The 14585-nt window shown below is 56.8% G+C and carries 11 protein-coding genes, 1 tRNA gene and 1 pseudogene; 7 read left to right on the top strand and 6 right to left on the bottom strand.

All coding sequences use genetic code 11. The features are described 5' to 3' along the window. Positions 1-2 precede the first annotated feature (2 nt). The 5 genes from ACR2TX_RS16875 to def all read right to left on the bottom strand — a co-directional run bounded on the left by ACR2TX_RS16875 (position 3) and on the right by def (position 5598). Complete coding sequence (locus ACR2TX_RS16875; RefSeq protein ID WP_434130249.1) at positions 3-2189, bottom strand: ATP-binding protein; 2187 nt, start codon at positions 2187-2189, stop codon at positions 3-5. Continuing rightward, complete coding sequence (locus ACR2TX_RS16870; protein ID WP_434130247.1) at positions 2171-2728, bottom strand: DUF4390 domain-containing protein; 558 nt, start codon at positions 2726-2728, stop codon at positions 2171-2173. Before ACR2TX_RS16870 ends, ACR2TX_RS16875 begins: the two co-directional genes overlap by 19 nt. After that, a complete protein-coding gene (rsmB, locus tag ACR2TX_RS16865; protein ID WP_434130245.1) occupies positions 2728-4023 on the bottom strand; it encodes a 16S rRNA (cytosine(967)-C(5))-methyltransferase RsmB in 1296 nt (431 codons plus the stop codon). The genes ACR2TX_RS16870 and rsmB overlap by 1 nt, the downstream gene beginning before the upstream one ends. Continuing rightward, positions 4023-4946 carry a methionyl-tRNA formyltransferase gene (fmt, locus tag ACR2TX_RS16860; RefSeq protein ID WP_434130243.1) on the bottom strand — a complete coding sequence of 308 codons (924 nt, stop codon included), beginning with the start codon at positions 4944-4946 and terminating at the stop codon, positions 4023-4025. Before fmt ends, rsmB begins: the two co-directional genes overlap by 1 nt. A gap of 115 nt (positions 4947-5061) precedes the next feature. After that, on the bottom strand, positions 5062-5598 hold the full coding sequence (gene def / locus ACR2TX_RS16855; RefSeq protein ID WP_077731604.1) for a peptide deformylase: 537 nt from the start codon (positions 5596-5598) through the stop codon (positions 5062-5064). A gap of 194 nt (positions 5599-5792) precedes the next feature. Between def and ACR2TX_RS16850 the strand changes: the two genes are divergently transcribed. The 7 genes from ACR2TX_RS16850 (at position 5793) to ACR2TX_RS16820 (ending at position 12624) form a co-directional block, all read left to right on the top strand. Further along, a complete protein-coding gene (locus ACR2TX_RS16850) occupies positions 5793-6818 on the top strand; it encodes a LysM peptidoglycan-binding domain-containing protein (protein ID WP_077731605.1) in 1026 nt (341 codons plus the stop codon). Further along, positions 6815-7930 (top strand): DNA-processing protein DprA, encoded by a 1116-nt coding sequence (dprA, locus tag ACR2TX_RS16845; RefSeq protein ID WP_434130241.1) that lies wholly within the window; start codon positions 6815-6817, stop codon positions 7928-7930. The genes ACR2TX_RS16850 and dprA overlap by 4 nt, the downstream gene beginning before the upstream one ends. Positions 7931-7970: 40 nt before the next feature. After that, entirely contained in the window at positions 7971-8438 is a 468-nt protein-coding gene (locus tag ACR2TX_RS16840) for a DUF494 family protein (RefSeq protein ID WP_077731607.1), read from the top strand. A gap of 91 nt (positions 8439-8529) precedes the next feature. Then, positions 8530-10830: a type I DNA topoisomerase gene (gene topA, locus ACR2TX_RS16835; RefSeq protein ID WP_434130239.1), complete on the top strand. Its 2301-nt coding sequence runs from the start codon at positions 8530-8532 to the stop codon at positions 10828-10830. A gap of 27 nt (positions 10831-10857) precedes the next feature. Continuing rightward, positions 10858-11412, top strand: a complete 555-nt coding sequence (locus ACR2TX_RS16830) for an L-threonylcarbamoyladenylate synthase (protein WP_077731609.1) — start codon at positions 10858-10860, stop codon at positions 11410-11412. 101 nt (positions 11413-11513) lie between these two features. Then, positions 11514-12536, top strand: coding sequence for an octaprenyl diphosphate synthase (ispB, locus tag ACR2TX_RS16825; protein WP_077731610.1), 1023 nt, complete (start codon positions 11514-11516; stop codon positions 12534-12536). An 11-nt stretch (positions 12537-12547) separates the two neighbouring features. Beyond that, positions 12548-12624, top strand: a tRNA-Pro gene (locus ACR2TX_RS16820). Between the two features lie 1074 nt (positions 12625-13698). On the opposite strand, the pseudogene ACR2TX_RS16815 reads toward ACR2TX_RS16820, so the two are convergent. After that, positions 13699-14511: pseudogene (locus ACR2TX_RS16815) on the bottom strand (IS5 family transposase). Positions 14512-14585 lie beyond the last annotated feature (74 nt).

Raw genomic sequence — 14585 nt, 5'->3', positions numbered from 1 at the left:
GCTTATACCTCCATCGCTAGCCTGCGCACCGCAGCCGTTTCGGTTGCGATGGGCACTCGTATGATAAAGCGCGCGCCTTCACCTCGCCCCGAAACCAGCCGGATGCTTCCCCCATGCTCCTCGACAATCTTCTTTACAATGGCCAATCCCAAACCGGTACCCTTCGATTTAGTCGTTACATAAGGTTCGAAAATTCGGTCAGCCTGCTCGGGCGGAATACCGGGCCCGGAGTCATGCAACTCGATTTCGACGTAATGATGACGGTTTTCCTCGATCAAACGCGTCTGGATGCCCATTTTACCCGACACCCCCGGTGCCATGGCTTCCTGCGCGTTCTTGATCATATTGTGCAGAACCTGTCGAATTCTGATCGGATCGGCGTAAATCGGAGGCAAAGTGGGCTCCAGATCGAGTTCGAACTCCAAACCGGATTGAGGCGGATAAAGCGCCACGACTTCCTCGATCAAAGCATCGATATCGATCCGCTGCAACTGGATAATGGATGGTTTGGCATATTCGGAGAAGGCATTGACCATGGTCTTCATGGCCTCGACCTGTTGCACGATGGTACGGGTCGCGCGATCCAGCACCTCGGCTTCGGCCGTCTCCAGATTCTTGGACAGCTTGTGCTTGAGACGCTCGGCCGAAAGCTGAATCGGTGTGAGCGGATTTTTGATCTCGTGTGCCAGACGCTGGGCCACTTCGCTCCATGCCGCCTGACGCTGGGCCTGGATCAGCGCGGTGACATCGTCGAACACCACGACGGCACCTTGCGACTCACCGTCCGATCCGAATAGCGGCGTTCCGCGGCATAAGAGTTCCTGGCGGCCTTTAGGCCCGAGGAAGGGAATTTCTTCGCGCCAGATGCTATTCTCCTTTTCCAATCGATTTCCAACGATCTGCATCAAATCGGCCAGATGCGGCTGTGCTTCCGTCAGCTCGCCGATCGTAGCGCCGACGCTCTTGTCGAGCTCGGCGTGAAGAATGGCATTCGCGGCCTGATTGGCGGTCAGAAGCCGCATCGACTCGTCGAAACTCAACACGCCGGAGGAAAGGTTCGCCAATACGGTTTCCAGATAGGCGCGCTGGCGCTCGACCTCCTGTCGGGAATGCTGCGCTTCGTCTCTTGCCTGGGCGATCTTCTGCGTCATGGCGTTGAACGACTCGACCAAGAAGCCCAACTCGTCCTTGCGTTTCACCGGCAAGCGCTTCTCGTAATTGCCTTGGGCCACGGCTCTGGTGCCCTGGGCCAAATACCGGACCGGAGCCACGATGCGGCGGATGCTGAGAAACGCGGACCACATCGCGGCTAAAAGACTCAGAAGGAGTACCAGGGACAGGGTCAGGGAAAACGTCAGCTTCAATGACCCCCGCAGAAAGGTAAGCTCCTTGTAGTGAACATAAGCCGCCTCGACGGTTTTCGCGAGATCGGCCACACGCAACGGGACTGGATAAATGCCTTGAAGGTATTGCGCGTCATCGCCTGCGATGGATACGACCGCCCTGATTTGCAGGCCGTTTCCGACGTCGGGTTCGAGACCTACGTACGATTTGCCCTGTTTCACCTGCAACAAGACGCCGGTTTCCGGAAAGTCCGGAATGATTCTTCCGGTTTGGCTGCCGATAAAGCCAATGATGCGGCCTTGCTTGGAAAAAACGGTCAGCTCGCCGTCCTCGGCATGGCTGCGCAGCTCTGCCAAGCGAATAGGCACAAGACCTTCCGGCGAGCCTTCCAAGCCTTCCGCCATTTGCTCGGTTTGCTTCAAGACGGCTCGCATACGCTCGTCCAAGGCGGCTTGTCCCAGTTGCAGCGCATCCTCCATGGCCTGGTCGATGCGGACATCGAACCAACTGTCGATGCTCTGCTGAAGGAATTGCATGGAGTAATAAAAGACGATGGTGGCCGGGGCCAGGCTTAGCAGAGTGAACAGAAACACCATGCGGAGCGTGAGATTGGAACCGGCCGCCTTCCGCTTCAACTGTTTCAGCAGCCAGTAGACATTGGCGCCCACCAATCCCAGAAGCAAAACCGATCCCAGCGAGTTGATCAGCACCAGCCAGGAATACATCTTTCCGAGCTGGGACGCGTCTTGAGTCGCCGTACTCATCAAATGAAGCGATGCCAAGAGCGCCGAAAACAGCACCAGGATCGTTAAACTGAGCGGTGGCTTTAATCTGCGACGCGCCATCGGTACCAGGAACTCCCGAGATACCAGCTTGGGGAAACGTAGGCAATCGGACGCAAAGGAAGCGGCAAGGATTCTATATCCAGATCTACCGACAGGCTCGCCTCGTAACTATTGCCCTCGACGATGCGATCGGCCGGCAGCATGAACCAGCCCCGGATCGCACCCATGGCTTCCAGCAAGGCCGTCAGACTCGCAAAGCTTTCAGTATTTCCGCCCTCGTGGATGATCTGGAACGACCTGCCCAAGGGATGATAGAGAATCCGGAACTTATGGATTTCACTCAAGATCGTTTCATTTAACCAATAATGCCGCTGACGCTTGATCTTGAGCCGAACAGCCAAAGTCAGGGGAACTCCGTGTCTCAGGGCTTCGAGGGCGGACTCGCTGAAACGGTAGTCGATATCCGCGTTTAAAACGAAGTTGGTGCCGGACGGCACAAGCTCGGCGCGTATGATCCGAAATCCGTAATCCGCGCACACGGCATCGAAGGCCAGTAAAAGGCCGACAAGAAAGCTCCATTGACTCAGACGTTGGAGCACTAGCTGGTTTTCACTATGCGAGCGTAATAAAACCCATCCATTCCCTGATCGCCGGTCAATATCTGCCGGCCATGGCTTACCGCCTCCCCCCAAGTCGCCTCGATGGGCACTTCCCGTGCTTCGGAATGATTCTCGAGGAATTCGGCGATTCTCACTTCGTTTTCTTGCCGCAAGATGGAACACGTAGCGTAAAGCAGCAATCCGCCGGGCGCCAGCATCGGCCAAGCGGCATCCAAAATAAGCCGCTGCAAGTCCAGCAACCCGCCAATATCGGAAGGCTTACGCAATACCTTGATATCCGGATGACGCCGTATGACCCCGGTAGCGGAGCAAGGCGCATCCAACAAAATCCGGTCGAAAATCTGCCCGTCCCACCACGCTTCGGGATCCGTGGCATCGGCAGTCAGCACCCTGGCGTTCAGCCCGGCGCGCGCAAGATTATCGTGAATCCTGGCAACCCGCTCGGGGGAAATATCGACTGCAACCACTTCCTTCAAACCGGAACAGGTTTCGAGGACATGCATCAATTTACCGCCGGGAGCCGCGCACACATCGAGCACCCGCAAACCCGGCTTCAGCTCCAATAACGCAGCGGCTAACTGGGCGGCACTGTCCTGCACGGATACCCAACCCTCCGCGAACCCCGGCAGCCTCTCTACCGCCGTAGGGCCTTCCAACACTACGGCACTGTCGCCGACCGGGGAAGCATAGGCCGAAATGCCTGTCTGCGCCAATCGCTCCAGGTAAGCCGCCCGCGATATCGCCAGGCGGTTTACCCGCAAAACCATGGGAGGAGCGAGATTGTTTTGCCTCAGAACCTCGGTGTATCGACCCGGCCAGTCTCGCTGTATCTGCGAGGCCAACCACTCCGGGTGAGCTTCGGCAACGACTTTCTTTTCCTCAACCCGAGCTTCCAGCGTCGACTGCTCCCGAAGATAGGTGCGCAAAATCCCGTTCAGTAGCGGCTTCGCCCAGGCCTTCCGCCGTGCCGCCGATACCGTTTCGGCCACCGCCGCATGAGGCTTTACCCTAGTGTACTTGAGTTGATATAAGCCGAGCATGGCCAACATCCGGAGATCCAGGTCCTTGATCGGTTTCCGCGTCAGCAACCCGAGCAGATAATCCAGCCGCCAATACCAGCGCATGACGCCGTAGCACAGGGCTTGCACGAAAGCGCGGTCGTTTTCCCGTGGAATCTTGGGCAGGACGGATTCGAGTGCGTGCGTGAGGGTTTTCTGTTCTCCCACCACCTGAACGAGTACATCCGCCGCGAATACGCGTGAATTCGACTCCATCAGCCGAAGCGTTCCGATCTAACCGGATGCGCGTTCAGAAATGCCTGAGCCGTCATCCGCCTCCCTCCCGGAAGCTGAACTTCCAGCAGCCGGAGTACTCCGCTGCCGGTGGTGACATCCAGGGTCTTGCCGCGATCAAGAATCGTTCCCGGCTCTGCCCCCGCGGGTTCATCCAGGCTCTCAGCCCGCCAAATCCGTAAGATGTCTCCCCGGTAAAGTGTCTCGGCGACCGGCCAGGGATTGAATGCTCTGATCCGGCGCTCCAGGTCGATCGCCGCCATCGTCCAGTCCAAACGCGCCTCGTGCTTTTCCAGCTTCGCCGCATAGGTAACTTGGGTTTCGTCCTGAACCTCGGGCCGCACCGTCCCTGCTTCGATTTCGGGCAATATTTCCGCGAGCGCTTCCGCGCCGAGCCCGGCCAGGCGGTCGTGCAGCGCTCCAGCCGTTTCCAAGGGCGCGATCCTGCAGCTCTTCTTATGCAACATCGGGCCCGCGTCGAGACGCGGCTCCACGAACATGATGGTAATGCCGCTTACCTCGTCGCCGGCGAGGATGGCCCGCTGTATGGGCGCCGCGCCTCGCCACCGAGGCAGTAACGATGCGTGAACATTGACGCAACCTAGACGGGGAATCTCCAGAACCGCTTTGGGCAAGATGAGGCCGTAAGCCACCACCACCATCAAATCAGCATCATGAGACCTGAGCCGCTCCTGTTCCTCGGGGTCTTTCAGCGTGGTCGGCTGAAAGATGGGTATACCGCGAGACTGTGCCAACTGCTTCACCGGACTCGGCTTGAGCTTCTGGCCCCGGCCCGCCGGGCGATCGGGCTGGGTATAGATCGCACAGACATCATGCGGCCCCTCCAAAAGCATCTCGAGGGTAGGAACGGCAAACTCCGGTGTGCCGGCGAAAACGATCTTCATAAGATGGAAGTGGCGAATTGCAAAGACGCAGCTACGTGCCGCTGCGTAAACCAAAAGAAGGACCCTCTCCGCCCGGAGCGAATCCTACTCCCCCGAAGTATCGGGAGACTTGAAATCAGACGACTGCCCGTGTTTTCTGCGGCTGCTGTGAGGTCCGCTGCCGCTGATCCTTTTTCAGTTTCTTACGGATAAGCTGGCGTTTCAACGGCGAGAGATAATCGACGAACAACTTTCCATCCAGATGGTCGATCTCGTGCTGGATGCAGACCGCGAGGAGGCCATCGGTTTCAAGTTCGAAAGCATCGCCATTGCGGTCCAATGCACGAATCTTGACCGTCTCGGCGCGAGTTACCTTTTCGAAAACACCGGGAACCGACAAGCAACCCTCATCCATTTCCTCGCTCCCGTCCTTCTCCACGATCTCGGGGTTGATCAGGCAAACCGGGGTGTTCTTTTCCTCGGACACATCGATGACCACGATGCGTTTTTGGACGTTGACCTGCGTTGCGGCAAGACCTACGCCGGGAGCGGCGTACATCGTTTCGAACATGTCGTCCACAAGCCGCTTGATCGACTCGTCGACCACGGGCACGGGAACCGCTTTCTTGCGGAGCCGGTCATCGGGAAATTCAAGAATGGTTAAGATGGCCATAACGTTTATCGTGGACGCTGAATACCTAAGTCAATGGAATTCTAACGAAATTCAACTAGACTTTGAACGCCGTTCCTTAAGACTCGATTGGTTTTTGAAAGTTGCACATGCCTTATCGCGAACAAATTCTTGCAGTGAGTCCAGCGCTTCCCACACTCGAATGGCCGCGCCATGCGTGATGAGCAGGAGACAAGATGACGCTTCGAATCATTATCGGTATTGCCTTATCGTTCGTCGTCGGCACGGTGTCGGCCGATCACATTCAGCTAAATCCGAATCATCCGGACCGATACACCGTAGTCCAGGGAGACACGCTATGGGGCATCTCCGGTAAGTTCTTGAGCAAGCCCTGGCAGTGGCCGGAAATTTGGCAAAACAACCCCCAAATCGCAAATCCGCATCTTATTTATCCGGGCGACGTGATCGCCCTGAGCTACGTAAACGGCGAGCCCCGCCTGCAAATCGAAACGCCGTCCGAAGTACGCCTGAGCCCGGAAGTTCGAGTCAGCCCGATCGCCCGAGCCGTGCCGCTCATTCCCATGGACGCGATCCGTCAGTTTCTGAGTAGACCCAGGGTCGTCAACAAGCGCGAATTACAGGATGCGCCATATATCGTGGCGTTTGTCGACGAGCATATCGTGGGAGGGATCGGCGACGGGATTTACGTGCGTGCGGTCGAAGACGGCACGAACCAGGCATTTACCTTGTTCAGACCGGGCCCGGCCTACCAGGACCCAGTTACCGGCGACATTCTCGGCTATGAAGCGATCTACGTAGCCGACGCCCAACTGCAACGTATCGGCGACCCGGCAACACTGGTGTTGACCCGCGCCCAGCGCGAAGCCATTATCGGCGACCGGCTCATGCCGGTCGAGCAAGAAAAAATCGAGCTTTATTTCCAGCCACGTGCGCCCGAGCAAGATATCGAAGCCCATATCATCAGTGTCTTGGATGGGGTCTCGCAGATCGGCCAATACCAGGTCGTGGTGATCGACAAAGGAACCGCCGACGGCATCGAAACCGGACACGTTCTCGACATTTATCAAAGCGCACGTCCGATACGGGATATCGTAAGCCAGAGACCCGGCGAAACCGTGGCCTTGCCCGACGAACACGCCGGCTTGTTGATGATCTTCCGCCCCTTCGAACGCGTCAGTTATGCGCTGGTCATGAACGCAACACGTGCGATACACGTGTCAGACATTGCTGCAACCCCTTGACGACAGGCTGCTCCGCGGAAAGCTTAGAAGACCTGTGCTACTGGCTGGCACTGCATCGAGCACCGCTCATCGGAAGCCGGCGGTTCTGCGCCATTCTCGCCCATTTCCACAGTCCTAGAATCCTCTTCGAAACCAAGGCGGCTGATCTAGCCGCCTTAGGTCTTAAAGAAGAAACCATCGTCTATCTCTGCCATCCGGATTGGCTGGCCGTGGAAGCCGATTTGCAATGGCTGAGTGCGTCGGGCCACGATTGCCTCACGCTGCACGATCCTCGATATCCCGCGCTGCTGCGCGAAATATCCGATCCGCCCCCGCTGATCTTCGTTAAAGGGGACGTTTCGGCCCTTTCATTTCGCCAGATTGCAGTTGTCGGCAGCAGAAATCCGTCGCCGTCCGGTCGGCGGATTGCGCGAGAAATCGCGTCAGGCTTAGTCTCCGCTGGCTTTGCTGTCACCAGCGGGCTGGCATTGGGGATTGATGCCGCCGGGCATTCCGGAGCGCTCGAAGCGGGCGGTGTTACCATAGCCGTCGCCGCCACGGGATTGGACCGAGTATATCCGTACCGTCATCAGAATCTGGCACACGAAATCATCGCCCAGAACGGAGCCTTGGTATCCGAATTCCCTCCCGGAACCGGCCCCAAGGCCGATCATTTCCCCCGTCGGAATCGTATTATCAGCGGCCTTTCCTTGGGTACCCTGGTCGTCGAAGCCGCGCCGCGGTCCGGATCCTTGATCACTGCACGTCTCGCAGCCGAACAGGGACGCGAGGTCTTCGCCGTCCCCGGCTCGATTTACAATCCGCTTTCCCGCGGTTGCAACGAATTGATAAAAAACGGAGCAAAACTGATCCAAACGGTTGAGGATATCGTCGAGGAATTCGAGGCGCGATTATCCGTCCAAGCCTACAAACCTTCGTTCAAAACCGATTCGGACGACAACCAACCCCATATGGAACTCTTGAAATATATTGCGTACGACCCAACCTCTGTGGATACTCTAGTGGCAGCCACAGGAAAAACGCCGGAAGCTATCGCCTCGATGCTTTTAATGTTGGAACTGCAAGGTCATGTTGCCTCTACACCCGGAGGATGCTACTTCCGGACCCAGTAAATTTCCTAGCCGTTGCGCATCCCTTAGTTGAGACCACTCAATGAAAGAAAACGTATTCGATGTCCTAATTTATCTTTTCGAAAACTATATGGATGATGATGTCGAACTCACACCCGATCCCGACATGATTCGCACCGAACTTTTGGAGGCGGGATTCCCTCAAACCGAAATCAATAAAGCCTTTGAGTGGCTAGAATCGTTGGCCGAGCATAATGCGATCAAGCCTGTTTCCTCGCCGGCATTTCGTATCTTTTCCGCCCAGGAAACGGCTAAGCTCGATGCCGAATGCCGTGGTCTCCTGATGTTTCTGGAACAAAGCGGAATCCTTACGCCGGCAAGCCGCGAACTGGTCATCGACCGTGTCATGGCATTCAACGAAGAAGCCATCTCTCTGGAAAACCTGAAGTGGGTTGTGCTTATGGTACTTTTCAGCCAACCCAACGAAGAAATCGCTTTCGCGCGCATGGAAAATCTCGTCTACGAGAGCCTGCCTAATTATCTGCATTGATACATCACCCGTTTCTCCATTTCTTCTCCGCAGAAGAAACCGGAGAATCGTTTATTCTTAAACGCAAATAGCTCGCACCTTATTAACTCCGATGAGCCAAAACCTGGTCATTGTTGAATCACCAGCAAAAGCCAAGACCATTGAAAAATATCTCGGCCGAGATTTTCAGGTCTATGCATCCTATGGCCATGTCCGTGACCTTGTTCCCAAAGAAGGAGCAGTAGATCCCGATCATGATTTCGCGATGAAGTATGAACTCATCGAGAGAAACGAGAAGCACGTACAAACCATCGCCAAAGCTGCTCAGAAAGCTGACGCCTTGTTCCTCGCGACCGACCCGGACCGCGAAGGCGAGGCCATTTCGTGGCATATCTACGAGATCCTGAAAAACCGCAAGGTGCTCGACAATAAACCGGTACACCGTGTCGTTTTCCATGAAATCACCAAGCGCGCCATTACCGAGGCGATCAAACACCCCAAAGCGCTCTCTACCGACCTGATCAATGCGCAGCAGGCGCGCCGTGCACTGGATTATCTGGTCGGCTTTAAGCTGTCGCCCTTGCTGTGGAAAAAGATTCGGCGAGGCCTATCCGCCGGACGGGTGCAAAGCCCGGCACTCCGGATGATTGTCGAGCGCGAGATCGAAATCGAGAACTTCCAGATTCGGGAATATTGGACTCTCGATGCCGACGCCAGCACCGAGGGGCAGAAGTTCCGCGCCCGGCTCATCACCCTGAACGGCGCGAAGCTGGAACAGTTCAGCATCGTCACTGAAGAACAGGCGAGCCAGATTAGGAACTCGCTGCTTGCGGAGGCCAACGGCAAGCTCCGGGTGGTGAAGATTGAGGAGAAAGAGCGCAAAAAGAATCCCGCGGCACCCTTCATTACCTCCACTTTGCAGCAGGAAGCGGCTCGCAAGCTGGGGTTCACCACCAAGCGCACCATGGCAATCGCCCAACAGCTTTACGAAGGTATCGACCTGGGGGGCGAAACCACCGGGCTGATCACCTACATGCGTACCGATTCGGTCAATCTCGCCAATGAAGCGGTACAGGAAATTCGTGAGCTGATCGCGTCCCGGTTCGGCAAAGAAAACCTGCCCAAGCAGCCGCCTCTATACAAAACCAAGAGCAAGAACGCTCAGGAAGCCCACGAAGCCATTCGGCCCACATCGGCTTTTCGGCTGCCGGAACAAGTCAAGCCTTATCTCAGTCCCGAGCAATACAAGCTTTACAACCTGATCTGGAAGCGGACCGTCGCTTGCCAGATGATTCACGCCACCATCAAAACGGTCTCGGTCGACCTGTCCTGCGGCACGATGGGCGTATTTCGCGCAACAGGCTCGACGGTGGTGAATCCGGGCTTTATGAGCGTCTACCTCGAAGGCAGGGACGACGTATCCACCGAAGACGACGAAAGTTTATTGCCCGCGCTGAAAGAAGGCCAATGGGTCGATCTGCTCGATATCGTCACCGCTCAGCACTTCACCGAACCGCCGCCGCGCTATACGGAAGCAAGCCTGGTCAAGGCGTTGGAGGAGTACGGCATCGGCCGGCCGTCGACTTACGCGGCTATTATCTCGACCCTGCAGCAGCGTCATTACGTCGTGCTGGAAAATAAACGGTTCCATCCGACGGACGTGGGGCGCATCGTCAACAAATTCTTGACGGAGCACTTCACCCAATACGTCGACTACAACTTCACCGCCAATTTGGAAGACGATCTGGACGCCGTCTCGCGCGGCGAAAGAAATTGGATTCCGCTGATGCGCGAGTTTTGGTATCCGTTCAAGTCGCTGATCGATGCCAAGGATGAAAGCTTGAGACGCGCCGACGTTACTCACGAATCGCTAGACGAAGCATGTCCCGAATGCGGCGGACAGCTATCCATACGCCTCGGACGTAACGGCCGCTTCATCGGCTGTACCAATTATCCCGAGTGCAAATACACCCGCAACATCAACGGGGAAGCCGCGCCCGCCGCGCCGGAAGTCGTGGAAGGAAAGGTCTGCCCCGAATGCTCCTCGCCGCTGGTCATCAAGACCGGTCGGTTCGGGAAGTTCATAGGCTGCAGCAATTATCCCAAGTGCAAGCATATCGAACCGCTCGAAAAACCGGAGAACACCGGGGTACGTTGTCCTGAATGCAATAAGGGCCAATTGATCAAGCGGAAGTCGCGCTTCGGAAAATTATTCTTCTCCTGCAATACCTATCCCAGTTGCACCTACGCCGTCTGGAACCCGCCTGTCGCAGAGCCCTGCCCCAACTGCGGCTGGCCGATCCTGACGCTGAAAGTCACCAAGCGGCGCGGCACGGAAAAAGTCTGTCCTCGCAAGGAATGCGGCTATGCGGCGCCTTACGAAGGCGAACCGCTGGCCGAATCCGCAACCTAGCGTTTTCGACCGCGGGCCAAGGAAAAAATGCTCTCGCCGTTTCGTCTGAGGCTCGCGGCGAGTCACCTGCGTCGCGGAGGCATTATCGCCTATCCGACCGAGGGCGTGTACGGACTCGGCTGCGACGCTCTCGACCAAGATGCGGTACGCCGGCTCCTGGCTTTAAAGGAACGACCCTCGGCGAAAGGACTGATCCTCATTGCCGCGGAATTCGATCAGATCGAACCTTATCTCGACATCCCGACCGAATTTATGCGGAGCCGACTCTTGGCGACCTGGCCCGGACCGGTCACCTGGATCGTTCCCGCTGCTAGCTGGGTACCGGCTTGGCTCCGAGGCGAACACGCGACGCTGGCCGTCCGCGTCACGGCTCATCCCGATGCGGCCGCCCTATGCCGCGCTTTCGGCGGGCCGATCGTATCGACCAGCGCCAACAAAAGCGGCCGGCCGCCAGCCCGTACGCCGATATCGGCTCGCAAGCATTTCTCTACCGGGCGCGTCCTGATCTTCCCCGGACGACTCGGAGGACTGCGCGGTCCAACGGCCATCTATGATGCATCGACTGGCGTTCGGCTACGCTAAGTGGCAAGTCGAAACCGTTTTAGCTTGACACGCCGACCTCTCATCCATAGCATTCCAGCGTTTTGCAGGACTCTGCCGCAGCGAGAGCAATTTCATCCTTAATGAGCATATTGACTACGTCACAGATCACAACGACAGCTTCGCAAAATCCAAAAACAGCCTTTACAAGTATCCGCTGTTTGGTAGAAGAAGAAACGTCGGCTGTCGACCGACTCATTCTTCGCGAGCTCAGTTCCGATGTATTGCTTATCAATCAGATCGGCCGATACATCGTAAACAGCGGCGGCAAACGACTGCGCCCGATGCTGTTGCTGCTGGTCTCCAAGGCTCTCCAATATCAAGGGCAGCAACACATCACCCTTGCAGCAGTCATCGAATTCATTCACACGGCTACCCTCCTCCACGACGACGTGGTCGACGAATCGACCCTGCGCCGTGGGCGAAATACCGTCAATGCGCTTTGGGGAAACTCGGCCAGCGTTCTAGTCGGCGACTACTTGTATTCCCGCTCGTTCGAATTGATGGTGAGCGTGCAAGACCTCCGCATCATGGAGATCCTCTCCCGCACCACCACAGCCATCGCCGAGGGCGAGGTGTTGCAGCTTCTCAATTGCAATAATCCCGCAACAACCGAACACAAGTACCTCGAAGTCATCTCTCGCAAGACCGCAATCTTGTTCAGCGCCGCAGCACAATTGGCCGCTGTGCTAACGGGAGCGCCCGAGTCCACCGAATTGGCGCTGAAGGACTATGGCCTTCACCTCGGCATTGCGTTTCAGTTGATCGACGATGCCCTGGATTACATGGCGAATCCCGAAGAGCTCGGAAAAAATCTCGGTGATGACCTGGCCGAAGGCAAACCGACGCTGCCTCTGATCTATGCCATCGAGCACGGCAATGCATCGCAGGCCGCCGCACTTCGGGACGCTATCGAGAACGGCAACCGCGATGCGTTCCGCGAAGTTTACGAAATCGTTGAATCTACGGACGCAATCGCGTACACTGCACGGCGCGCTAGGGAAGAAGCAAACAAAGCGGTCGAACTGCTCAATGCACTTCCCGCATCAGACTACAAGGACGCACTCGTTCAGCTGGCCCACTTATCGGTCGAACGAAGCTATTAAAATCCAATTTCCGGGGTGTAGCTCAGCCTGGTAGAGCACTGCTTTCGGGAGGCAGTGGCCGGAGGTTCGAATCCTCTCACCCCGACCAATTTAATCAATTGGTTATCCCGTCTTCTCCTACTCGATCAAAGTCACAGCATGGCCAGATCGTGACCGACCTCCTTCAAGGGCCTTCACCGCAGCCCTGACATTCTCCGGCGAAAGATGGCCATAACGCATCGTTACCCGGATGTCTGAATGCCGTAGGGGTTCCGCTACCTCCCGGATCTAAACTCCAGCCTGAACCAAGCAGGCCGCACAGGTGTGACGCAGGTCACGCGGATGAAAGTCCTCGATTCCCGCCTTTTATAAGCCCCTTCGAATCCCTTCCGTATCGAGCCAAGCCGCGTTCCGTCCGGTGAGCGAAAAACCAGGGCGAAGCCGGGCAGTGCGTAGTTCTGAAGCGTGCTCGCGATAGGATCGCTTCCCGTACTTCCCGATTCAGCGGCACACTCTCGCCTCTTCCATTCTTCTGGTTTGTTGCCCGGAGGTAGACCTGGCTCGGTCCCAGGTCTACCTCCGGGCAACAAACCAAAAACTCGCCCAACGGGGAGCGTGGGAAACAGGTCGCACGACCGCGCGGCTCTGCGCCTTATCTGCAGCGACCGGAGGGATCCGTCATCCTTGAACGGCCCGCCGCACCAGGCTTTCCGATCCTAAGAAGCCCTGCTGGGCGATCTCTTGGAACAACCGCCGGGCGTTATGAATACCCGTTCCGCCAGCGCTGCGGCAAGTGCGGCCGGAGCGGATCAATGAGGCCGGGGACCGGCGCCCGAAACGCCCGCTCTGGAATGCCTTCGGCCCGTAGGAAACGCCGTACGATAATACACTCAAGATCGAAATGGTGGGCAATCGCCCGAAACGACCAGCTTTGTTGCCTCAGGTTCACGACCGCTTCATGACGAGCCAGGCGGTAGGTCCGATGGTCGGCCCGCGCCCGTTCGGCGCGCATCAGCGCAGAGGTGGTGCAGTGGCAATTGGATTCAGTGGCGGCGGCATCACCGTGTCCGCGGCCTCCTGCAAGGCCCGGTGATGACGGCTCGACAATCCACTGGTGCAGCACCGTCAGCGTACTCTCCTACTGCCGTATAGAATCGTCTCCTCAGCCGATCACCCGGCGTCGTTAGAATGTAAATGCGGCTATAGCACCAAGGCCTGTTAACACAACCTGAGTACTTCGATGAAAGGCGAAATGAATAACCGCCGCAAATATCAGGTCCAGATTATCGAAGCGAGAGAAGAATCGGCGAAACCCTTTGAGTCGATGGACCAAACCAGACCTTTTTGCGCGTGCGGAACGTCGCGAGGTAGTACTCCTAGGGCGGCAAGCGGTCGCATTGAGCGTAACGAACCTAGGTACTCAGATCGAGCGCGAGTTGAAGGATTTCGTCGCCTGCGCTGGCGCGGTCCATGATGAGGCAGCGGGAGACCGGCGGAGCCCTCGAACCCGACAGCACTGGACGATCTTTCGGGATATCATGGGCATAGCCGGAAGAGAGGGCAAAGGTTATAGCACAGCATTCATTCGCGGCAACCACACGAATTTTGGTGCTCCATCGGGCGCGCGGCTTGCCAACGGCTTGGCGGCCGTTTTCCTTAATGCGCCGGTGCCATCCGTATGTATCTCGATGACCGTACTATCCAACGGCACCGCTTCGATCTTGACCGGAACAATTTCGATTTTGATCTGAATGATCTGCTGGTGCTGCAATTGCTCGAACACCCGGTCGAGCACGCCGCTTTTGGCCCAGCGCATCATGCGGGTATACACGGTGTGCCAGGGGCCAAAGCGAGGCGGCAAGCTGCGCCACGTGCAGTCATGTTTGGCGACATATAAGATCGCATTGAGCACCTGGAGATTCGAGAGACGCACATTACCGCGCTGGCGCGGCAGACAGTGGGCGATTTGTTGATATTGAGATTCACTGAGCTCCATGCGCGAAGTCTAACAGACATTGTGTTAACATGGCCTAAACCACATTCGGTGGGTGGATATTAACGGATCATCAT

The organism is Methylocaldum sp. GT1BB (assembly GCF_051027545.1).
Taxonomy (GTDB): domain Bacteria; phylum Pseudomonadota; class Gammaproteobacteria; order Methylococcales; family Methylococcaceae; genus Methylocaldum.
The sequence above is the reverse complement of the archived record's forward strand: the minus strand, read 5'-3'. Positions and strand labels throughout refer to the sequence as shown.